This is a genomic window from Thermoanaerobacterium xylanolyticum LX-11, from assembly GCF_000189775.2.
GTDB classification, from domain to species: Bacteria; Bacillota; Thermoanaerobacteria; order Thermoanaerobacterales; family Thermoanaerobacteraceae; genus Thermoanaerobacterium; species Thermoanaerobacterium thermosulfurigenes.
Window position 1 is genome coordinate 2,444,807 of the sequence record NC_015555.1, and the last position, 24,392, is coordinate 2,469,198.

The 24,392-nt window shown below is 34.4% G+C and carries 15 protein-coding genes, 1 pseudogene and 2 CRISPR repeat arrays (1 of these 18 cut by a window edge); of the genes and pseudogenes, 5 read left to right on the forward strand and 11 right to left on the reverse strand.

Annotation, left to right across the window (positions count from 1 at the left end; translation table 11 throughout):
- Positions 1-4: 4 nt before the first annotated feature.
- The 6 genes from yycH to THEXY_RS11780 form a co-directional block, all read right to left on the reverse strand.
- Positions 5-1,249 carry a two-component system activity regulator YycH gene (gene yycH, locus THEXY_RS11755; protein WP_013789058.1) on the reverse strand — a complete coding sequence of 415 codons (1,245 nt, stop codon included), beginning with the start codon at positions 1,247-1,249 and terminating at the stop codon, positions 5-7.
- Positions 1,250-1,261: 12 nt separating this feature from the next.
- The gene (locus tag THEXY_RS11760) at positions 1,262-1,657 is read right to left on the reverse strand and encodes a hypothetical protein (RefSeq protein WP_013789059.1); all 396 of its coding nucleotides are present in this window, start codon (positions 1,655-1,657) and stop codon (positions 1,262-1,264) included.
- Between the two features lie 144 nt (positions 1,658-1,801).
- A complete protein-coding gene (locus tag THEXY_RS11765) occupies positions 1,802-3,499 on the reverse strand; it encodes an ATP-binding protein (protein ID WP_013789060.1) in 1,698 nt (565 codons plus the stop codon).
- The gene (locus tag THEXY_RS11770) at positions 3,489-4,184 is read right to left on the reverse strand and encodes a response regulator (RefSeq protein ID WP_013789061.1); all 696 of its coding nucleotides are present in this window, start codon (positions 4,182-4,184) and stop codon (positions 3,489-3,491) included. The genes THEXY_RS11765 and THEXY_RS11770 overlap by 11 nt, the downstream gene beginning before the upstream one ends.
- 6 nt (positions 4,185-4,190) lie before the next feature.
- On the reverse strand, positions 4,191-5,006 hold the full coding sequence (locus THEXY_RS11775) for a peptidase MA family metallohydrolase (protein WP_013789062.1): 816 nt from the start codon (positions 5,004-5,006) through the stop codon (positions 4,191-4,193).
- A gap of 133 nt (positions 5,007-5,139) precedes the next feature.
- Positions 5,140-6,345 carry a peptidoglycan DD-metalloendopeptidase family protein gene (locus tag THEXY_RS11780; RefSeq protein WP_013789063.1) on the reverse strand — a complete coding sequence of 402 codons (1,206 nt, stop codon included), beginning with the start codon at positions 6,343-6,345 and terminating at the stop codon, positions 5,140-5,142.
- Positions 6,346-6,526: 181 nt separating this feature from the next.
- Between THEXY_RS11780 and THEXY_RS11785 the strand changes: the two genes are divergently transcribed.
- Together THEXY_RS11785 and THEXY_RS11790 are read left to right on the forward strand one after the other, a co-directional pair.
- Entirely contained in the window at positions 6,527-7,498 is a 972-nt protein-coding gene (locus THEXY_RS11785) for a DnaD domain protein (protein WP_013789064.1), read from the forward strand.
- A complete protein-coding gene (locus THEXY_RS11790; RefSeq protein WP_013789065.1) occupies positions 7,491-8,471 on the forward strand; it encodes an ATP-binding protein in 981 nt (326 codons plus the stop codon). The genes THEXY_RS11785 and THEXY_RS11790 overlap by 8 nt, the downstream gene beginning before the upstream one ends.
- On the opposite strand, the gene THEXY_RS11795 is transcribed toward THEXY_RS11790, so the two are convergent.
- Positions 8,468-9,910 (reverse strand): M1 family metallopeptidase, encoded by a 1,443-nt coding sequence (locus tag THEXY_RS11795; RefSeq protein WP_013789066.1) that lies wholly within the window; start codon positions 9,908-9,910, stop codon positions 8,468-8,470. The two genes, THEXY_RS11790 and THEXY_RS11795, sit on opposite strands and share 4 nt — an antisense overlap.
- Before the next feature lie 139 nt (positions 9,911-10,049).
- Between THEXY_RS11795 and ytaF the strand changes: the two genes are divergently transcribed.
- From ytaF to THEXY_RS12860, 3 genes and pseudogenes are all read left to right on the forward strand, one after another.
- Positions 10,050-10,661, forward strand: coding sequence for a sporulation membrane protein YtaF (gene ytaF, locus THEXY_RS11800; RefSeq protein ID WP_013789067.1), 612 nt, complete (start codon positions 10,050-10,052; stop codon positions 10,659-10,661).
- Positions 10,662-10,685: 24 nt separating this feature from the next.
- Positions 10,686-11,282, forward strand: a pseudogene (locus THEXY_RS12855) (metallophosphoesterase); the annotation flags it as partial.
- A 360-nt stretch (positions 11,283-11,642) separates the two neighbouring features.
- The gene (locus THEXY_RS12860; protein ID WP_268257789.1) at positions 11,643-11,948 is read left to right on the forward strand and encodes a copper amine oxidase N-terminal domain-containing protein; all 306 of its coding nucleotides are present in this window, start codon (positions 11,643-11,645) and stop codon (positions 11,946-11,948) included.
- A 117-nt stretch (positions 11,949-12,065) separates the two neighbouring features.
- On the opposite strand, the gene tnpA is transcribed toward THEXY_RS12860, so the two are convergent.
- From tnpA to THEXY_RS11825, 4 genes are all read right to left on the reverse strand, one after another.
- Positions 12,066-12,506 carry an IS200/IS605 family transposase gene (gene tnpA, locus THEXY_RS11810; RefSeq protein ID WP_013786953.1) on the reverse strand — a complete coding sequence of 147 codons (441 nt, stop codon included), beginning with the start codon at positions 12,504-12,506 and terminating at the stop codon, positions 12,066-12,068.
- Between the two features lie 184 nt (positions 12,507-12,690).
- Positions 12,691-12,870 carry a DUF4926 domain-containing protein gene (locus tag THEXY_RS11815; protein ID WP_013789068.1) on the reverse strand — a complete coding sequence of 60 codons (180 nt, stop codon included), beginning with the start codon at positions 12,868-12,870 and terminating at the stop codon, positions 12,691-12,693.
- A 52-nt stretch (positions 12,871-12,922) separates the two neighbouring features.
- A complete protein-coding gene (locus THEXY_RS11820; RefSeq protein ID WP_013789069.1) occupies positions 12,923-13,177 on the reverse strand; it encodes a DUF6883 domain-containing protein in 255 nt (84 codons plus the stop codon).
- A gap of 9 nt (positions 13,178-13,186) precedes the next feature.
- Positions 13,187-14,045: a CRISPR direct-repeat array (repeat unit 30 nt; unit sequence GTTTCAATTCCACTATGGTTAGATTAAATC).
- Positions 14,046-14,143: 98 nt separating this feature from the next.
- Positions 14,144-15,517, reverse strand: a complete 1,374-nt coding sequence (locus THEXY_RS11825) for an IS4 family transposase (protein ID WP_013787204.1) — start codon at positions 15,515-15,517, stop codon at positions 14,144-14,146.
- Positions 15,518-15,676: 159 nt separating this feature from the next.
- Positions 15,677-24,392: a CRISPR direct-repeat array (repeat unit 30 nt; unit sequence GTTTCAATTCCACTATGGTTAGATTAAATC) (it continues 516 nt past the right edge of the window).

The following is a 24,392-nucleotide window of genomic DNA, read 5'->3' on the forward strand; positions in this document are numbered from 1 at the left end:
ATCATCACATTATTTTCCCATCTAAAGCGCTGAAAAAATACTCATTTGCCTGAGTTTTTACATGCCAAGCAGGTATAAGCTCATTGCCATCAAAAACATACACCATATCTACAAACTGTACGTCATCTATTTTGTGGTCCTTCAAAAGTTTGCCTATATCGTAAAATCCGCCATTGTACTGACCTGCGTAGTAAATATTCATATAGTTTACAATCGCAGATTTAATTGTCCCATTTGATACAAATACATAAATTGGGTCTTTGATATCACCGTTTCTCAGTACATACATAGGGTAATCATAATCGTAATTGAAGGCAAAGCTGTAATCTCCACCGCTGCCACTGACGCCTGTCAAGTAAACATTTTTCTCATCTATGCCTAAGGTTTTTATGAATTCCACTGCTTTATCTAAAGACTCTACTCTACCTAAAGTTAATTTTGACGATGTGGTAGTTGTATCAAAATACTCTATTAATCCATTTTGGTAAAGCCTTAATCCTCTTACACCATCGGTGTATATGTACGAACCACTGTTTTCTTTTATCTCCCGCACTACAGATATATTAACAAACACATTTTTGGTAATAGTCCTATATACGGTGTCATTTTCAAAGCCTCTACTTACATATCTTTTTAATGGAAAACTTTTTACTGCAAATTTGTTTTCGCTGTATACATCGCCTGCGGTAGTAATAGAATAATTTATAGAGCTTTGAAATTGCTTGCTTATAAGGCTTAAAAAATAGCTGGAATTTTTAAGATCTATGGCATAATAACTGCTGTAATCCGTAAAGATGATCTGAGGTTTTACACCTAATTTTATGATTATCTCTTTTATCAAAGTGTCTTGCCCTATTTTCAAGATAGGTGAATCATTTAATTTTAGGGCATTTTTAAACAAATCCTCTGTTATGCCCTTCCCAAAATAAATATGCACAAAATCCCCTTTTCGGTTTAAGTCATTCTTAGAAAGTTGTAAAAGTGTTGTATTCTTAATCTCTTTTAAAATCTTTACCGTATTCATCCACACTGAATTTATATCGTTTGACGACGTTACATCCATAAATGTGCCGCTTGACTCTACAATGATAGAAGAAGGCCTCAATATATCGGATATATCTACACTTACTGGTGTAGACTTGGTCATAAAAAAGCTTTTCTGAGGAAAAGATGTCCAAAGTGTGTAACTAAAATAAAGGCTTGTAGAAACAAGCAATATGAGTACAGCAGTCTTAATATGCTCTTTCATAATCGCACCGCTTTATTTAAAAAGCTTATTCCACAAGCCTTCCAACGTATCAACCGTAATCTGGATAATGCCATTGTTGCTTTGCAATACTATATGACCCTTTACCACCTGCACCTGTCCGTCTTTGACAGCCTTTAAAGTTACGTAGTTGTCCCCTAAAGCCAACGTTATAAGCTTGGCAAAAAGACCAGTATCTCCTATAACCCACTTGTCATTTAAACTATCATTTAATATAAGCTCCACGTAAGTATCTGGCTGCCCATTGCCTGATATGACAAAGTATTTGTTGTTTGTGGTGACATCGCTTATATCTGATTTGACGGTGATCAAATCATCGGCAAACCCGTAAGTCATAAAAAATATCATAAACATCATCGTGGCAATAACAAGGGCTAAAACCTTTTTCAAAAGTACCACTCCTCATCATAAACTGACATAAATATATAAAATTTTGCACATGATACCTAATATAACCATTATTCTATATCTTGATTATAGAGCATCATTATTACAACAATGTTACACAAATATTAAAATATAGTTACGGTTTGACTAATACTTAAGTTTTACGGTTACAGTAGTGCCTACTCCAATTTCGCTTTCTATATTTATCTCTCCTCCATGAGCGGTGACGATCTCTTTTGCAATGGCAAGGCCAAGGCCAGTTCCTCCAAGCTCTCTTGACCTTCCCTTGTCAACTCTGTAAAACCTCTCAAATATCCTCGGAAGATCCTTTTTGGGTATGCCAATCCCATTGTCATTAACGACTATATATGCGTAATCGTCAAGGTATTTTGTAAAAACTCTCACATATCCACCCGGATTCGTATACTTTATAGAATTTGAAACTATGTTTAAAATCACTTGTTCCATCTTGTCTTTATCTATATTTACATTTCTTTTTTCTTCTCCTGCACAGAATAACAGCTTTTGATTTTTCTTCTGTGCCTCTATCTTTATTTTGTACAAAACTTCTTCCACAAATTCATTGAGATTTGCCTCAGTTAAATTTAACTTTCCATTTGAATCCATCCTTGATAAAAGAAGAAGATCTTTCACCAGCCTCGTCATTCTATCAACTTCTTTATCTATTATGTACAAAAACCTGTTCCTCATTTCATCGTCAACACCGTCATTAAGAAGGGTCTCTGTGTAGCTTTTTATGGTTGTAAGAGGAGTTCTCAATTCATGTGAAACATTTGCCACAAACTCTTTTCTCATGTTATCAAGGTTTTGCTGCTCTGTTATGTCGTGCAGCACAAATACATTGCCATCTATGTTTTTGTCTACTTTTATAGGGCTTACAAACGACTTTAAAATCTTGCCATTACAGAAAATAAGGCTTTCAGTGTTTTTTAGCTGTCCTTGGGCTATCTTCTCTATAGGTTCATCCATAGCTAACTTTTCGCCTATCATTTTTTCTGCAGCATCATTAAAAAGTATGATCCTATTTAAGTCATTTGTCGCAATTACTCCATCTGACATATAGCTTATTATGGCTTCTACTTTGCTTTTCTCATTTTCCATCTCATTTAGAGTAGTCTTAAGCCTTTTAGACATGAAGTTAAACATGCTGCCAAGTTTGCCTATCTCATCATCAGATCTTATGTTTATGTGAACGTCGAAATTTCCTTCCGCCATCTCTTTAGCGTACTTCGTCACTTCTTTTATGGGATCTGTGATGGTCTTTGCTAATATATATCCTAAAATGACGGTTATTATCACCGCTATAAATGTTGCACTTAATAAGATGAAATTCACATCAGACAGTGTATCGTATACGCTTTTTAAAGAACCGCTAACATATACAACTCCTGATATTTTCCCATCGCTGTCAACTACAGGCATGGCAATGCTTCTCAATTTGCCGTTTGAATTGTTGTCATTTGTAGTCTCCATCCCCTGTTTGCCAGACAATGCTTTTATGACTGCAGGTGTCAACATCTTACCTTTTTCTCCTGTAGAACTGGCTAAGATATTGCCGTATTTGTCAAGTATGTATAAGTATTTTATGTAGGCATTAGGTCCTAAATACATGTTTATTATATTGTCTAAACTTGTTTTGGAATTCATGTTGTCTTTCAATGTGAAGGCGATGCCTGTAGCCTGTGCTTCAATGTAGTTTTCGAAATTCGTCATGTGATAATTTTCTAAAGATTTGAAAAGGTATACCCATATTATCTCCATCGCCACCAGTATCAAAAGGCCATATATGAGTATTATCTTCCACTGTATGCTTTTATAGTTCACTTTCTTCGCTAAAATAATAACCAACCCCTCTTTTGGTATGTATATACCTTGGGTTTGCCGGATCATCCTCAATTTTTTCTCTAAGTCGCCTTATTGTAACATCCACCGTCCTTACATCGCCAAAGTATTCATAACCCCAAACCTTTTCTAAAAGCATCTCTCGCGAAAATATAAGCCCTCGGTTGGCTACCAAAAATTTTAAAAGGTCAAACTCTCTCGATGTAAGCTCGATGGGTTTTCCATTTTTCTCTACTCTGTATTTTGACAAATCGATGTTTAAGCTATTTACACTTAAAACATTTGACATAGTCTCACCATTGCTTATACCGCTTCTTCTTAAATTAGCTTTTACCCTGGCAATAAGCTCTCTCATAGAAAAAGGCTTCGTCACATAGTCGTCGGCACCCAGTTCCAATCCCAATACTTTGTCTACTTCCTCTTCCTTTGCCGTAAGCATCAATATGGGTGTAGTCATAGTCTGCCTCAATATCCTTAAAACTGTAAAACCGTCCATTTTTGGAAGCATGACGTCAAGGAGGATAAGGTCAGGATTTTTCTCTTGAGCCATTTTAAGACCTTCCTCCCCATCATATGCCTCTATCGTGCTGTATCCATTTTTTTCTAAATTGTACTTCAAGATCTCGACAATTGGCTTTTCATCGTCTACTATCAGGATTCTGCTCAAATGCCATCACCCCTTAACATTGTTGACAAATGTATCAAGCTTTAAGCCAGTCTCTTTGTAAAAGCTTGACTCTATACTCATTCCGCTTCCTAAATCTCTAAGCATCTCTCTTATAGTCTCCATGCCAAATTTATCGCTTATGGCCTTTGTCACCTGAAAAGCCCTTTTATACGCCAACATCTCATCAAGTGAGTCAAAATTGTTTTCCAATTGGTCAAAAGTATATGGTTTCCCATTATAGCTTAAGTCTTTGCCCCATTCGTATCCATCTTGTCTGTACTCCTCTAAAAGGGCTATGCCTTCTGTAAACCACGTCGGATAATTGCCTTTAGCGATGTCGTCTACAACAAGATGCGTAAACTCATGGACAACAGGACCTTCGTATTGAAAAACTTTCGTCACATCCTGCCCTGAAGGTATCCAAAGGGCTGGAGATTCTATGCTTATTACACCGTTTAAATATATTCCCATGGCATTTTCTCCTTTTGCAAGGGAAAAGTCCTTATTCATTTCATCAGGATTGCTATAAACTATGATAACCGACTTATCTTTAGGTGCATATCCTAAATCTTTTATGACGCCATAATAGTGCTTTTCAGCCGTATCTATGATAAGCGAAACGTATTTGCTATCTGAATCTTGATATCTAACAATAAAATGTTTGCTTTCCTTAGTCTTAAAATTTTTTACGCTTTCTTCAATCTTGTCTTTGCCAATCACCTTATAAACCGGATATGCCTTTGTCAATATGCTTTCATTAAACAATAAAGCCAACACAAAAGCAATAAAAACAATCGCCACAATGATTTTATTTTTCTTCATAGTGTATCACCTCACAAAATACTAAAAATATGTATATACTTAAATATATGAGGTAATACAATTACATTATAACCCAATGTCAAGCACATTGCAAAGTAAATTTAAGGAACAAAAAAGAGCCGTATTTCGGCTCTCATTTTAAGTACATCATAGGGTTTACTGGCACACCATTTTTTCTGACTTCAAAGTGAACATGTGGTCCTGTAGTATTTCCTGTCATACCCACTAAGGCGATTTCCTGTCCTTTATTAACCTTGTCTCCCTTTTTCACCAAAAGCTTGCTGGCATGGCCATAGTACGTCACATATCCGTTTCCATGATCGACCTCAACAAGATTTCCATAACCATTTTCCCATCCTGCAAATACGACAGTACCTCCATCCGCTGCATATATAGGATCATTCATAGATGCTGCTATATCTATGCCTGCATGAAGTCTTCCCCACCTTTGCCCGTACCTGGACGTTATCACTATATGCCCTCGTATTGGATAATCAAGAGCGATTGCAGTTGAAAGATTCTTAGTCCCTACAGATACAATCTCATCTGCTGGATCTTTTACCACCTCTTCGTTTATCACATCTTTTTCGGATATTTGCCCATTGTAATACTTCAAAACGGCAGTAACTATTTTGACACCATCTTCTCCATTTGCTACAACTTTGGAAGCGTTGGCAAACATGTCACCATCTTTTTGATAAACGGTTTCATGCGGAATGTCATCCATGTACACGATTTTTCTCTCTGATACTACAGTCAAAACAGGTTTAAGCTCTTTTACTTTTAAAATCTGCCCTTTAAAAATTGTAGTGGTAACCATAGGATTTAATTTATATATGTCGTCTAACGAGATGCTAAATTTTCTCGAGATTGACCAAAGAGTGTCATGGTCTTTTACAGTGTAAGTCTCAACATCATCACCTTCCAGCTTTTTTAAGGCTTCTCCAACTGTCTCGATTTTAACTGCAGGGCTATCTACCTCAACCAGTTTCACATCATTTTTGAAATAGACTTTCATAGACCCGTTTTTGTACTTGTCAAGGATATCATTAAGTACCCACAATGCGTCTTCTCTATTCTTTAGCGTCACTACATTAAAGCCGTCAACTACAATCGCTGTGGGTCTATCAATGCGCACAAATCTTCCCTGTTCTACGCTATATGCAAAATGATTTAAGCTTTGATCTTCCGTACTAAAAAATGCACTTTTGTCGATGCCAATGTAGAAAACTACGGCAAACAAAATCGTCAAAGTGGCAGTTAATATAAATCGCCTTTTAATTGAAACTTTTTTGATTAAGTTGCAACTAAAAGGGTTTGACTTATCTTCGTTATCCATCGTCTTCTCCTTTCATTTGCGCATAGATTGCATACAAAAATGCGTTATTATTTTTTGTTTTTTTGCAAATTTTATGCATATCAAACTTAAAAAATAGACAAATTTGTCGTAATATATATTATATTCTTTTAAATTGATGGTTATGACACATCGTGTTATAATTAAACTTGAGGTGGTGTACATGAGCAGATGTAATTTTTCTAATGATTTTGATGATATGGGAAGCACCCCCGTTAGCAATTTTTTTATAAATCATTATATGTTAGAAGCACCAGGTGAATACGTAAAAGTATACCTTTTAGGACTTAAATATTCATATTACAACCAAAGCTTCTCAATGGAAGAAATGGCAGATAAGCTTTTTATGTCAGAAAATGACATAGACAAAGCTTTGAAATTCTGGGAAAGATCTGGCGTAATTAGGCTTAGGTATTCTGACAACGAATATTACATAGAATATCTTCCACTTGTCAAAAAATCTGATGATGTACACACATTGTCGATTGACGATACTGAAGTCAAGCAGATGTTTGAAACGGTAGAAAAAATGATAGGCAGACCTCTTTCACCAACTGAGATGAACACTTACCTAAGCTGGGTTGATGAGTATGGATTCTCTCTGGAGATTTTGACAATGCTTATAAGTTACTGTGTGTCAAAAAACAAGACGTCTCTTAAGTACATGGAAAAGGTAGCAATTGCATGGCATGATGCAGGGCTTAAGACAGCGCTTGATGTAGAAGCATACTTAAAATCGGAAAGCGAAAAGTGGATAAGGTACAAAAAAATCTTAAGAGCACTGGGATTAAAAGATGACGATGTGATGGAAGCCCACAAAGCCATGATGGACAGGTGGATGGACGATTTAGGCTTTGATGTCGATGTCATCATAAAAGCGTGTGACGAATGCGTCTTAAAGATAAACGAACCCAGTTTTCCGTACATCAATCAGATACTCATCAATTGGTACAACGACGGCATAAGAACTGTAAATGACTTAGACAAAATAAAGAAAAAACCATACACTAAAAAGACTACTCCCAACTACAAAGTCCCTAAAAATTACTTCAATGGATACTCTCAGAGGACATACGATGTAGACGAGCTGGAAAAGAAACTTTTAGCTCATTCAAGAGGTGAATTTGGTGAATAACTTGGTTCAAGAGGTTTTAAGGGAATACGACATGTTGAGGGACAAGTCCTTGAAAGAAGCCCTCAGTAGGCGGGAAGAAGTCTACAGAAAGATACCGCAGATATCTCAAATAGACGATAAAATAAAAGAAATCGGCATCGAAATATCAAAAGCCATTTTTCTAAATCCCCAAAACCAAAAAGAATTTTTAGAAAACTTAAGGCATAAGCTTATCTATTTGAAAAAGGAAAAAGCTGGACTTCTTAAGCTTAATGGTTATCCTGAAACGTACATGGAGCAAGAATATGAATGCAACATTTGCAAAGATACAGGTTTTGTAAACAACAAAAGGTGCAGGTGTTTCGAACAAAAACTTATCAATCTATACTACAAGCAGTCCAGCATAGAAGAAATAACTAAGATCGAAAACTTTGACAACTTTGACTATCACCTTTACTCAGACAAACCATACAAAGGAAAAATGTCTCCTAGGGAAAACATTAAAAGCATAGTAGAAGTAGCCAAAGACTTTATCGACTACTTTGATGTGGAGAAGGAAAGCCTGTTTTTTTACGGGGACTCTGGACTTGGCAAGACTTTTCTTTCCCACTGCGTTGCAAAAGAACTTTTAGACAAAGGCAAAGTAGTCCTATACAGGACAGCTCCAGACCTTGTGGAAGGACTAAGACTTAATAAGTTGAATTCTGACAATGATTCGTACTACGAGTACACAGATTTGCTTAGAGAATGCGACTTGCTTATAATAGACGACCTGGGGACTGAACCTATTACGCCATTCAGCCTCCAGGAAATCTTCAGCATCGTCAACGCAAGGCTTTTGGCCAACAAGAAATTCATTATATCTACAAACTTGCCATTATCAGAAGTAATGAATATTTACCCAGAAAGACTGTGTTCAAGAATACTTGGGAATTTCAAACTTTTAAACTTCTACGGAGATGACATAAGGATTAAGAGAAAAACTATAAATTAATCAAGCCATTCTTCGAAAAATCCTCCTGTATCCTTTCCAGTCACACTGTCCACTACGTCTATAAGGTTCTGCGTAGTGGCATTTTTATATTTGTAATCTGAATAGTACTTATCTAAGACCTCTTTAAATTTTTCATCTCCTATAAGGTTCCTAAGTTCATTGAATACCATTGCCCCTTTGTTGTACACGATATTAGTGTAATCATTCCAATCCTTAAATTGCCCTAATGTCTTCACCATTCCATCATCTTTGTTGGTCTTGGAAAACTTATAAAATTCTCCTGAAATTATGGATTTAAATACCGCATCTGCAGTGGCTTTTCCGTAATACCGCTCAATGTACATTATCGTCGTATACTCTGTAAGCCCTTCATCAAGCCACGCTTCCCTTACCTCATTATTCCCAACGACGCCATACCACCACTGGTGAGCTGTCTCATGTGCTATAACGTATTCTAAATTAAACAAATTGTCTTTTGAATAGAGATCTTTTGATATAAACACCAAATTTGGATACTCCATCCCACCCATGTAAAAATCCGATTCTACTACGCTGTACTCTTTATACGGGTACTTGCCTATGTAGCTATTGTAAAATCTTATAGCATCCTGTGCGTACTTTAAGGCTTTTAATCCTGAATCTTCATCAAAGTAATATGACTTAACCTTAATGCCGTCAACATCTCCTTCCGCTACTTTAAATTTAGAGCTCATGACGACGGCAAAATCCCTCACATTTGGAGCATCTATAGTTAATACATCCATATCGCCTTGTCTCGCCTTAGACTTCACGACACCTGTTGTCGCCACTTCCATTCCTTTTGGCACAGCAAGTTTCACTTTATAATTTGATACATCGCTGTAAAATGGATCACCCAATGCATAGTAGGGATCATTGTTCCAGCCGTTTTGGTCGTACACCGACAAAATAGGATAAAAATTTGTCACCTGGATGGTATTGTTTCCATAACCAAATCTGCCGCAAGATGGAGGAATCTGAACTTTAAAGCCTATAGCGAAGCTTATCCTGTCGCCTTTCTCCAATTTTTTAGGGAGAAGTATCTTTAAAATCTCACCTGTTTTTTGATCAATGCTGTATGTAGCTTTTTCATTTTTACCAAAAGTCACTCCATTTATCTCTATATACCCTGGCTTAAATCCATTTGGATATGCCAACCCTATTTCTTCTTTTGTAAATGGAACTTTACTTTTATCTTTAAATGCGTTGGGATACAAATGCATGTACACCTCGCTTAAATTCACATCATATGTGTTTATAAAGTCTACCACTTCTGTTCCTATAATGGTCTTGTCTTTGTCGTTGTACTTAAGATCCATATTGTACACCGTCCTGTTGCTGTTTTTTATAGGGGCAAAATAGATAAGTAGCCCAATGGCAGCAACAAGAATTACCAGCCATATATATTTTTTGCTTTTCATTAAATCAGCTCCCCCATATTATTGTTCACTATATATTAATACGAAACCACAAATATTAGAACATAATTTGATTAAGCAAAACACATATTTACTTCCCCAACATATATTGATTATGAATCTAAAAGAGGAGGGATAAAATATGCACTTTATTTATTCACTGTTCATCGCTTTAGCCAACAACATAGACAACATAAGCGTCAGAATAGCCTACAGCGTAAGAGGAATAAAAATCACCGCAGTAAAAAATTTGTGGATATCCCTGATAACATTTATAATATCATCCATCGCCGCCATGTCTGGCAATATAATATCTGGAGTACTTAGTAAGCACATAAGCTCCATATTAAGCATGATTCTCTTTATCTCTATAGGACTTTGGATAGCTATTGAGCCATATTTCAAAAAAAATAGCAATAGCCCTTATGATATGAACGATAAAGCGAAAAACATATATGACATATTGAAAAAGCCTGAGGAAGCCGATGTGGATGATTCTAAAGACATTGACTTTAAAGAAGCTACATTTCTCGGCATTGCCTTGTCTATAAACAATATCGGAGGCGGATTAAGCGCTGGCATGATAGGCCTTAACTCCTTTTTTATAGGATTTCTGTCTGCTCTTATAAGTTTCATTGCCTTGTGGATTGGAAACTATGTGACAGACTTTTTAAATAGATGGAACTTTAGAAAAAAAGCAACAGTGATTGCAGGACTGATATTGATACTTATAGGCATAAAACAGATAATATAATCTTTATAAAAGGCATCGACAATGATGCCTTTTAAATTTTACCATGATAATCAAAGTGGAGTAGCAACAGATCCACAATATGGTCCATGGAAAACTACGATACATAATGCGTATAGCGCAAATAAAGATGCAAAGTTCTTCGTAAATGTAGGAGACCTTGTCGAGATTGGTCAATTGTATACACACTGGAATAACTGGTTTGATGCAGCAAAAGGCGTGATAGATACAATACCAGAAATGCCTGTTGAAGGCAATCACGAAACATGTCAATTATCAAACTACGATTCAGGCAAACCAAAAGATTTTGTAAATTTATTTCCAGTCCCACAAAATGGTCCCGACGGCTTAAAAGGGTAAATTTATTCTTTTGATTACGGAAATGCACATATAGTGATGCTTGACAGCCAAGAAGATGAAGAAGAAGGTGTTTCAGGCGACATATTAGAAACACAAAAAGCATGGCTTGATAAAGATCTAAAGAACACCAATAAAACATGGAAAATAGTCTTTTTCCATAAGACACCGTATTACAATAAAGCTACTCGTTCAAATGAACAGATAAAAGCAGCATTTCAACCTATATTTGATAAATACCATGTAGATGTGGTTTTTAACGGTCACGATCACGGTTATTCAAGGACATATCCAATCAAAAACGATCAATATGTAAAAAAACCTGCAGACGGAACTGTGTATATTGTTACAGGAAGAAGTGGCAACAAGTATTATCCAGATCTTTCACAGAAAGTATGGGATGCATTTTTCTACGACCCACAAGACCAGCCAAATTACATTTTATCTACAATTAATGGCAATACGCTTACAATAAAAGCTGTAAAGCAGGATGGAACACCTATCGACACGTATTCAATAACGAAAAATCCTAATGGAACAGAAACAGATTCTCCAGAGACTGTCGTTCCAACAAAATACAATGCAACTATGTTGGCTATATATGGCAACATGCTTCAGCAGCCTTTTATGCCATCAAATCCTAAACAAATAAACGGCAAATGGTACGTACCTGTAAGAGCGTTTATGCAATATTTAGGCAGCAACGTAGACTGGAACACAGATGGCACAATAAATATAACATATGGAAAAACACAGGCAAACTTGAACATAGGCAGCACTAAAGCACGATTAAACAACAAAACATTGGAAATCCCAGACGCAATAGTATTAAACAATGGCTTAACGTGGATATCGACAGATGATTTAACAACTCTCTTTGGCTTCAACTACAAATACGATTCAAATACAAACATGTTGATGTTCGTCAAATAAATTTTGGCAAGTCCTGTGTTTTTATTAGTAAGACGACATTCATCTATTCTATAACTTAATGCAGAACTCAACCACCACCTGCTAAAGCAGGTGGGTTGGATATGCCGCTTAAGCAGCTTAAAACTCGCCTAAAGTAAAATTATCATTCTTTTGATTTTCTTCTATGTCTTGATTTTGTATATACTCTATTATCACTTCATCTGTTACATTGCCACTACTTGCTGCAAAATATCCTCGTGCCCATAAATGTTGTCCCCAAAATTGTTTGTTAAGCTCCTTATTCTCCATTAGCAGCTTTCTCGAACTATATCCTTTTATATATTGCACTAGCTTACTTACTGACAAATGTGGTGGTGCCGACACTAGTATATGTATATGATCTTTTGATACATGTCCTGATAATATTTCTACTTCATTATTTTTGCATACCATTCTTATTAGTTCTCTTGTCCTTTCAGCTATTTTCCCAACCAATACCGGTTTTCTATATTTTGTTATCCATACTATATGATATTTTAGATCATATGTAGCATGTGACGACTTTCTATAATTTTGCATATTTATCACCTCTAGTTTATTTTTTACTAGAAGTGATTATTTATTTTTATTCGTTGACCTAAAGGTTTCAGCTTAAGCTGAGGGATTTAACCCCATTATACAGACATTAAAAAAGCAGCTATTTTACCATATCCTTATTTTTAGCATAAAAAGCCGCTTTGGCCTATCCCGCCTTACGGCTTTTTTAATGAGCTTTTGCTATCCATAATACTTTATCTATCTCATCTTCTTTTATCGTTTCAGTTTCACCATCATCAAATTCAATTTCATATGCTTGCAGTAAGATACCTGCAGGATATTTATGAACCACCGTCCCCTCTCGTCCGTCTTTTAATTTTACAACATCTAACTCATCTATTTCCATATTATTACCTCAATCAACATAAATTGTTGTCACTCGTGATATATCTGAACCTTTATTTATTATCCGACAATTTTATTTTCACAGTTTTACCATTAGATCCTTTAATCATCATAGTAATTTCATATGATTTACCATACTCTAATTCACCCTTAGGTACAGCTGGGTAATTATTAGGATTATCCTTAACGACCTTGATTAAATCTTTATAATTGTCTTTATTATATTCCCACGCCTTCTCGAAAACAATAACTTTATCTTTGCCCCTAAGATCTATAAGATGTTTTTTATTTAAAGCATAATCCGACATTTTATTTTTGTTTCAATTCCACTATGGTTAGATTAAATCGAGCCTTGACAGTAGAGGAAGCGAACTTAATCCACATGTTTCAATTCCACTATGGTTAGATTAAATCTGAAAGTATGCCAGATAAAGACGCAATTCTTATTATAGTTTCAATTCCACTATGGTTAGATTAAATCGACGAAGCAGTAAGCAAGGTATATGAAATACGGGACATTTGCACTAAAAAAATAAAAGAAGAAATAGACAGGTTTCAATTCCACTATGGTTAGATTAAATCCAAAAATATGAGAAACCTAATACGACAGCACAGATATTCGTTTCAATTCCACTATGGTTAGATTAAATCTTGCAGCTGTTATTGCTAATCCAATGATAGCAGTAGTTTCAATTCCACTATGGTTAGATTAAATCGGAGCTGCGGCTGGCGATATTTTATTAGGTGCTCCGTTTCAATTCCACTATGGTTAGATTAAATCTACTCGTCGGCACACTTGCAGGAATAGCATTTCCATGTTTCAATTCCACTATGGTTAGATTAAATCTCTCCAACCGTGCAAGAACAGATGCAGAAATAGCACGTTTCAATTCCACTATGGTTAGATTAAATCCAACATAAATGTTAAAAGACAATGCAGGTATACCTGTGTTTCAATTCCACTATGGTTAGATTAAATCTTGCAGTTGTGGCTGTTGCTGCTGCATAAAATAGGTTTCAATTCCACTATGGTTAGATTAAATCATTCCTTTCGCCAGCTCTACTAAAATCAATACTTTTGTTTCAATTCCACTATGGTTAGATTAAATCCTAAATCACTTTTAACACAACTAAAATCAATATCCAGTTTCAATTCCACTATGGTTAGATTAAATCTATGTAATATAATTTACTAAAACTTCGCACATAAATAATTACTCTGTTCCTTGAAAACTTAATGCTTTGCCAGAAAAAAGTAATAGTAATTTACACAATTATGCACACTTCGGAAGTCTTTCCTTAAGTTCTTTGGGAATCGCAGCCATAAAAGCATCAAGTAATTGGTCCAGCTGTTCTGAAGATAACGATAGTTTATCTGTTATTGTATCTATGAATACTTGCATAAGTAGATGAAAAGCCTGAATCAGCGTAATATCGGACATTTCATCCTGTATGTAGTAAAATATCTCTCCCATTGTTCGTAAATCTGATGATCGACGGTTCTCTAGTGCAAGCATCATGTATCTGGTAAATACGATTGCTGTATGTGCTGTCATCGCATCGTAAGATAATGAATTGCATTCCTTGCTGAGCTTCAAGTATGATTTACACACTTTGAAAAAGACTTCTATATCCCAGCGCTTCCCGTATATACGAATGATTTCGTCCTCGTTAAGGTTCATATCCGTGGTAATAAGTGCCAGATAGTCTTTTCGATTATTCCTGTTTCTGACAAATACAATTCGAGCAGGAATAGATTTTCCGTCTTTTTCAATGGAAACTTCCACGGATAACAGGTATCTAGACCTGCCTCTTCTTTTTCTGTTCTGCTTGTATATTTCTGTTAACGGCTGCATTATTCCATTATATAGGTAATGCATCTTTGATGTTTTCTTTGCCATTGCAATAACATCATAGCCTATTTCTTTAATAGCAATCAAAGAAGAGGGAGAACAGAACCAAGTGTCAAACAATACATAAGATGCTGGAATCATTGCTTTTTTAGCGGTCTTTATTAATTCCAGAGCTACGGCTGTTGCTTTAGTTTGGGATAGATTCCTTCTTAAATACCCGGCGGAACGCTTGTCCACAGGTATAGCTTCATTGATACGATTCTTTTGATTCTCAGTAGATAAAAGACATCCATTGACTGGGATAAAAGTATTTCCATCTGACCATCCGAGTGTAAGTAGGCGAAAGCCATATTTGTATGTTTTCTTAGCATGGTCATATACTTTTGCTAGTAGTTCTACTTTTTTAGAGCTAGAGCGTTCGAATAAAGAGTCATCAACAATAAGAACATTTACGCGTTTGTCACTTGTTAACCCAGTAATTGTCTCATTTATAATCTGTGCACTAAGCCAAGTGGTAAACCGAATCCAATTAATATGAATAGAGTTTAAGAATCTGTAAACCGTGTCTTTCTTAAAACCAACCTGATTTGTACCCATTAGCATATTCATATACATAGATCTATTGGTAAAGATCATACAGAATAAGTACTCGAAAATAGAAATAACGGGAATACCCTTGCTTTTGTAAGCATTCGATAACCTTAAAGCAGCCGAAATTCTATATTTTTTGAAGAAACTTTTAATCGAAGTAGAAACCTTATTATCAATTTGGTAATTTTGTGTTATACTATTCATAGCATGAGCCTCCAATTGGTTTATTTTTTGATAATTCAATTATACCAAAAATGGAGGTCTCATGCTATTTTATAGCCAAATAATATTGAATTATCAAGGTACAGAGCTACTTTTATAAGTGCGAAGTTTGAGTAATTTATGTATAATAATTTTTTTGTGGTTTCAATTCCACTATGGTTAGATTAAATCGTAAATATTATAAATGGTGTAATTTCTTTTTTTTCAAGTTTCAATTCCACTATGGTTAGATTAAATCATATATTGCATTAGCGAAAGCAGAATTAAACGATGAAGTTTCAATTCCACTATGGTTAGATTAAATCTACCTATTTGTTGTTCGACAGCCATTACAACATTTTGTTTCAATTCCACTATGGTTAGATTAAATCCTATTACTTTTGCCAAACTAACCACCTGCCTTTTCTAGTTTCAATTCCACTATGGTTAGATTAAATCTTCCTGAAAATAAGTAATTACTACCGTTAACATATGTTTCAATTCCACTATGGTTAGATTAAATCTACCGAAAATTTCTGACGTGATCTCATGTACTTTTCGTTTCAATTCCACTATGGTTAGATTAAATCCCTTCTTGTATGACCTGACCATTTTGATCTGTAACAGTTTCAATTCCACTATGGTTAGATTAAATCAATTTCTATGAGACATTAGAAAATTTGCATGAAAAAGTTTCAATTCCACTATGGTTAGATTAAATCTAACCTTAATAGGTTCTATGTGATGTACTGTATCGTAGTTTCAATTCCACTATGGTTAGATTAAATCCTGGTTAGTTACAATAGTAGCACCAGTAGCAAGCATGTTTCAATTCCACTATGGTTAGATTAAATCTACCGAAAATTTCTGACGTGATCTCATGTACTTTTCGTTTCAATTCCACTATGGTTAGATTAAATCCCTTCTTGTATGACCTGACCATTTTGATCTGTAACAGTTTCAATTCCACTATGGTTAGATTAAATCAATTTCTATGAGACATTAGAAAATTTGCATGAAAAAGTTTCAATTCCACTATGGTTAGATTAAATCTAACCTTAATAGGTTCTATGTGATGTACTGTATCGTAGTTTCAATTCCACTATGGTTAGATTAAATCTGCGCTGGGTGCAGCACAACCTAATTATGCAACTGGGTTTCAATTCCACTATGGTTAGATTAAATCGCCATTATGGCTATACATCAGATTATATTTTTTACAGTTTCAATTCCACTATGGTTAGATTAAATCTAAAAACGCCTGTGCAAGTACATCTTTAGCTTTAAGTGTTTCAATTCCACTATGGTTAGATTAAATCGCGGATATTGTGTGCGGACAGGCGAAAATAAAGTTTTGTTTCAATTCCACTATGGTTAGATTAAATCAAATGCAACAGTATTGTTGATTGATGACTTATACAAGTTTCAATTCCACTATGGTTAGATTAAATCTAATGGTTTTACTGTATCAACTTTTATGAGATCTGCGTTTCAATTCCACTATGGTTAGATTAAATCTTTGGCAGCAACAGCAATAGATTTTACTACAGCATGTTTCAATTCCACTATGGTTAGATTAAATCGTTTGGAAAAGAGAAATATTGATGATGGGTATAAATTGTTTCAATTCCACTATGGTTAGATTAAATCAGAATCTGAAGCAGTTACACTTATAAATTCAACAAAGTTTCAATTCCACTATGGTTAGATTAAATCAGCAAAATGCTCTGGTATTGGAAGAGATAAATTATGTTTCAATTCCACTATGGTTAGATTAAATCCATATATAAGAGCGGCGAAACCGCCGTCATGGCTATGTTTCAATTCCACTATGGTTAGATTAAATCTTTTAAAAGTTCTTTTCTGAAATGCCTCACTTATGCGTTTCAATTCCACTATGGTTAGATTAAATCCGGAACGCTTGAATTAAAAAGCGATGTACATGGGCTTGTTTCAATTCCACTATGGTTAGATTAAATCGAATATAAAGATAAAGCTGATTTTACTACATTTGACGGTTTCAATTCCACTATGGTTAGATTAAATCTTTTAAAAGTTCTTTTCTGAAATGCCTCACTTATGCGTTTCAATTCCACTATGGTTAGATTAAATCGCTGCATCTGTCGGAAGTATATAAGCTATAACCTTCTTGTTTCAATTCCACTATGGTTAGATTAAATCTAATAATTTAGGTGCAAAAAATGTTGTAGATTATTTGTTTCAATTCCACTATGGTTAGATTAAATCTACGAAATGCAAACTTAGAGAAACATTTGTTGAACTGTTTCAATTCCACTATGGTTAGATTAAATCTTACGTCAGAGAATTCAAAGCCTCTTGTAAAGTTTTTGTTTCAATTCCACTATGGTTAGATTAAATCTACCTTTAAAAACGAGGGGATGGTGTCTAAATTCGCTGTTTCAATTCCACTATGGTTAGATTAAATCTGTTTTGTAGATACAGCGACTTGGGGATTGGATTTGGTTTCAATTCCACTATGGTTAGATTAAATCAACTGCTATACTGTTTTTCAGCTTTTGAATTTTTTCGTTTCAATTCCACTATGGTTAGATTAAATCTCCTCGTTTAATTCTTCTGTGCTTTTCTCTACCATAGTTTCAATTCCACTATGGTTAGATTAAATCCGGAGCAGAACTGGCACAATATGGCCTTGCGACATTGTTTCAATTCCACTATGGTTAGATTAAATCTATTCGATGATTTAGGTATGCCGTCAATAATGGTAGGTTTCAATTCCACTATGGTTAGATTAAATCTGTTTTGTAGATACAGCGACTTGGGGATTGGATTTGGTTTCAATTCCACTATGGTTAGATTAAATCTTTTGGCGTAAACGAACGACTTATAAAATATAAATTGTTTCAATTCCACTATGGTTAGATTAAATCAATTTGTATCAATCATACTTAGAAGCAAGGAAATGCGTTTCAATTCCACTATGGTTAGATTAAATCGATATAGTAATGCAGTTTCAGTTCATGTTTTACATACGTTTCAATTCCACTATGGTTAGATTAAATCAATTCAATATAAATTGTACCGCCTACCTGCTTTGTTGTTTCAATTCCACTATGGTTAGATTAAATCCAAGTATACAAAAAACATCCATTTCTAAAAGAAAAAGGTTTCAATTCCACTATGGTTAGATTAAATCTGGTCTAATCTTGCAAGTGCGTTTCTCACATGAGCGTTTCAATTCCACTATGGTTAGATTAAATCTGAAGGAGGGGGAGGCAGCGTAAAAGAGACAGAACAGTTTCAATTCCACTATGGTTAGATTAAATCAATCAATTCCTGGCATGTTTCACAGACTGCATTCGTGTTTCAATTCCACTATGGTTAGATTAAATCTCTTTATACTCTCTCGTAGTACCGCCGAAATACCAAGTTTCAATTCCACTATGGTTAGATTAAATCTCATTTATAGCATTTTTAATTTGTTCATTTTTTGTGTTTCAATTCCACTATGGTTAGATTAAATCAGCAACTGGATCATCAAAGTTAAGAGGTGCTAAGTCGTTTCAATTCCACTATGGTTAGATTAAATCGCCCCAATTTCATCGGCTATAAAAGCCGAAGGTCTTAGTTTCAATTCCACTATGGTTAGATTAAATCATCTGTTTTTGCCTTTATTTCATCTGCTGTTACATCGTTTCAATTCCACTATGGTTAGATTAAATCTTTTCTTATACCTCCACTATCCTGGTATATTTTGCAGTTTCAATTCCACTATGGTTAGATTAAATCCCTAATAGTTATGTCGTGAAATCAGGCGATACGCTTGTTTCAATTCCACTATGGTTAGATTAAATCCCAGAACAAGTAATAAATGGCACTTGGGGTGAGATAGTTTCAATTCCACTATGGTTAGATTAAATCCTATTTCATCTTTTACCGCATGCAGGTACTTTTTATCAGTTTCAATTCCACTATGGTTAGATTAAATCATATAAGAATTTTAGGCAAGGTAGTATCTTTTAAATGTTTCAATTCCACTATGGTTAGATTAAATCGCTCTTGGCAATATGCTTAAACTGCTTACAGATTAGTTTCAATTCCACTATGGTTAGATTAAATCCTATTTCATCTTTTACCGCATGCAGGTACTTTTTATCAGTTTCAATTCCACTATGGTTAGATTAAATCATATAAGAATTTTAGGCAAGGTAGTATCTTTTAAATGTTTCAATTCCACTATGGTTAGATTAAATCTTTCTCCAGTTCTCTATCATGTTTACACACTCATAGTTTCAATTCCACTATGGTTAGATTAAATCAAACATTGGAGGAGTTAAAAAAAGAATATAAAAAATGTTTCAATTCCACTATGGTTAGATTAAATCGATTTCGCAAATAATGAATTCCTGCTTAAAGATGGCAGTTTCAATTCCACTATGGTTAGATTAAATCTGCTTAAAAATACAGATCATTGCAAAAGGATCACAAGTTTCAATTCCACTATGGTTAGATTAAATCTAAAAAGTACAAGTCAGATTACAGAGCCATATTGAATGTTTCAATTCCACTATGGTTAGATTAAATCTAAAAGCAGCTTTAAATAAAATAATGGCTCAAATTGGTTTCAATTCCACTATGGTTAGATTAAATCTTTAATAGACAGAATATTGATAGAGCAGGGTTCCGAGTTTCAATTCCACTATGGTTAGATTAAATCCTTATGAAGTGGCATTAGATGTATCGAGGTTTGGTACGTTTCAATTCCACTATGGTTAGATTAAATCCGAAAAAGAGATGATTAAAAACATTCCCGGGAGGCAGGTTTCAATTCCACTATGGTTAGATTAAATCTATGCTTTTTGTTGTTGCTCGTAAATTTGCAAATCCGTTTCAATTCCACTATGGTTAGATTAAATCTCAAGAAGATAATCAGTTCCAGAAGATATAACATAGTTTCAATTCCACTATGGTTAGATTAAATCAAAAATATTATGGTATTGATTTGTCAAGTGAATCTTAGTTTCAATTCCACTATGGTTAGATTAAATCTAAATCTTCTTTTGATGCTACAGTTGTTTCTTCTTCGTTTCAATTCCACTATGGTTAGATTAAATCGAGAGGCGTAAACAATGAAGTTTGCAAAAAAGTCGTGTTTCAATTCCACTATGGTTAGATTAAATCGTGATTGCTTTCCAGTGTGCTGCCGGTGCTCCTTTGTTTCAATTCCACTATGGTTAGATTAAATCTAATAACGCTCAAACAAATGGCAATATACAAATTGGTTTCAATTCCACTATGGTTAGATTAAATCTTACAACTACCACATAAAAGGATTTTTAAAAAACGCGTTTCAATTCCACTATGGTTAGATTAAATCAGGTGTTATGACTGTTTTGTCTATGTTAGTAGGTGCGTTTCAATTCCACTATGGTTAGATTAAATCTTAAGCGCCTTCTCTATTGGAGGAAGTTATGCCAAAGTTTCAATTCCACTATGGTTAGATTAAATCTTAGTAATGTAAAGGCAAAGTAATGCAAAGCGCAGCAAGTTTCAATTCCACTATGGTTAGATTAAATCTTAAAGGAGTTGGGTTTATGAGCAAATATATCGATGGTTTCAATTCCACTATGGTTAGATTAAATCTTACAAAACAAGAATAGAAGGGAGACCTTTATACACGTTTCAATTCCACTATGGTTAGATTAAATCTATCATTTTCTGTATTAAGCTGTTGTCATCAAGCGGGTTTCAATTCCACTATGGTTAGATTAAATCCCATCAGATATAGCAGCAATTGTGCAGCGATATAGAGTTTCAATTCCACTATGGTTAGATTAAATCTGCATCTTCGCATGTGGAATACCAACTGTTTTCTTCGTTTCAATTCCACTATGGTTAGATTAAATCTACTAAAGCGAAAAGCGAAAGCTTGAAGCGGTAAAGGTTTCAATTCCACTATGGTTAGATTAAATCTACAAGTTATAGCTAAGGCTGATGGGCCTTGGACAAGTTTCAATTCCACTATGGTTAGATTAAATCTGCTGGGTTATCAACGAGACTATATTCGCTTAACTTGTTTCAATTCCACTATGGTTAGATTAAATCCAGGAAGGTAATTATTTATCACCATTGCCACCTTAGTTTCAATTCCACTATGGTTAGATTAAATCTAATGCACCAGCCAATAGCAGTAGGCAAGACCATTCACGTTTCAATTCCACTATGGTTAGATTAAATCGAACTTGGATTTACAGAAAAAGTTAACAAATCATCGTTTCAATTCCACTATGGTTAGATTAAATCGCGATACGTATAGTAGTATCGTATGCAGAAAATGAGTTTCAATTCCACTATGGTTAGATTAAATCCACTGCAAATTTCTGCGAGTTTTTTCCAAGCTACAACGTTTCAATTCCACTATGGTTAGATTAAATCGAATTAAAAAAGAAAATAGAAGAAGAATGTAAAAAGTTTCAATTCCACTATGGTTAGATTAAATCAGATGACTGAATAAATACTCTTTCGCCGATTTCTTCGTTTCAATTCCACTATGGTTAGATTAAATCCCTGATTTGTAGGCAACAGAATTACGAGTGAAGGTTGTTTCAATTCCACTATGGTTAGATTAAATCAGCAGTAATAGGAACAGTTATATATATGATTGTTAGGGTTTCAATTCCACTATGGTTAGATTAAATCACCCGCATGACTGTAAGGCTGTATTGGTTACATCGAGTTTCAATTCCACTATGGTTAGATTAAATCGAATATTCAAAAGCGTATTTGAGAAACAAAGCAGAATCGTTTCAATTCCACTATGGTTAGATTAAATCATAGCTATCTTTTAATACATCTATCCTTTCGTCTTCGTTTCAATTCCACTATGGTTAGATTAAATCGCCTTTTTGTATTTGTGATATTTTGCCTTTGCTCCCGTTTCAATTCCACTATGGTTAGATTAAATCGAATTTTGAAATCGCCACGTCCTGAAGATCATATAAGTTTCAATTCCACTATGGTTAGATTAAATCCATTTCCTTTCCCAGATATTAGAATTTGTCGAGACTCGTTTCAATTCCACTATGGTTAGATTAAATCTTGTTTGTCCATTGTCAGGTCATTTTTCTTAGCGATGTTTCAATTCCACTATGGTTAGATTAAATCGTGCTTTCTTTTGCTGCATTATTTACTTTAGCATTTTGTTTCAATTCCACTATGGTTAGATTAAATCTTCTTGTTTTTGACGATATTTGTAAGTCGAAAATTTGTTTCAATTCCACTATGGTTAGATTAAATCAAAGCCTAAAAATATAACTAAAATTCCGATTGCGTAGTTTCAATTCCACTATGGTTAGATTAAATCGGTGAAAGAGAAAAAGGTGGTTATTCAGAAGAAGAAGTTTCAATTCCACTATGGTTAGATTAAATCTGCTGTAAAAACATTACAGCAACAATTAAATCAATTGTTTCAATTCCACTATGGTTAGATTAAATCCAATGGGGCAAAGATATGATAAATGGCTTTATAAAGTTTCAATTCCACTATGGTTAGATTAAATCGATAAATATTTGTTAGGTTATCATGCTATCATTTGCTAGTTTCAATTCCACTATGGTTAGATTAAATCCATAATCAACTATGTCACTAAATTTATATATTTTGTCGTTTCAATTCCACTATGGTTAGATTAAATCCTACATAGCTTGTCGTCATATTATCCCATATCACAAGTTTCAATTCCACTATGGTTAGATTAAATCAGGGCCAGATTCATATTTAGCAACACAAGAAATTATGTTTCAATTCCACTATGGTTAGATTAAATCTTGAAGAGGAGGAAATCGAAGATGAAGAGGATTAAGTTTCAATTCCACTATGGTTAGATTAAATCAATAACTGAAACAAAAGAAGCCTATTATGATAATAAGTTTCAATTCCACTATGGTTAGATTAAATCAGAGACATAAAGAGATTTAAAGTAACGCCAGATATGGTTTCAATTCCACTATGGTTAGATTAAATCTTAAACGACAAAGTTGTTGTTAGAAAATGTTTGTTGTTTCAATTCCACTATGGTTAGATTAAATCTAACGCCACTTTCAATGTCAATTTTTTCATCGCCTTTGTTTCAATTCCACTATGGTTAGATTAAATCTGCTGTCAAAAGTCCTTTTGCTACCGCCTGTTTTACTGTTTCAATTCCACTATGGTTAGATTAAATCAAAAGTTTGTATGTATTGGCTTTTTTGTTTGCTCCAGTTTCAATTCCACTATGGTTAGATTAAATCAGACTATAAATGGATACCAGAAGAAGGCGAAGAAGAGTTTCAATTCCACTATGGTTAGATTAAATCCTCTCTGGCAAGTTCATCGAACCAATCATCGTCTATGTTTCAATTCCACTATGGTTAGATTAAATCTGTTTGTCCATCGCATTGAAAACTTTGTGTAATACTGTGTTTCAATTCCACTATGGTTAGATTAAATCTGTATTCCTACAATCTTTGTAAATATCTTTGTAAAGTTTCAATTCCACTATGGTTAGATTAAATCTACCGTTAAATATACTTCTTATTCCAGAAATTACGGTTTCAATTCCACTATGGTTAGATTAAATCAAATTTGCTTCTCAGAAATCAGGGTATTGAATACGCGTTTCAATTCCACTATGGTTAGATTAAATCGATATGAACTTGACAGAATATTTCAGCGTAAATAAATGTTTCAATTCCACTATGGTTAGATTAAATCGAACTGTAAGGTGAGAGAAAACAAGAGGACAAGCTAGTTTCAATTCCACTATGGTTAGATTAAATCCCTTCAATACTTTACAGAGGGCAGCGTACCAGAAGCAGTTTCAATTCCACTATGGTTAGATTAAATCACATTGGCTCACCT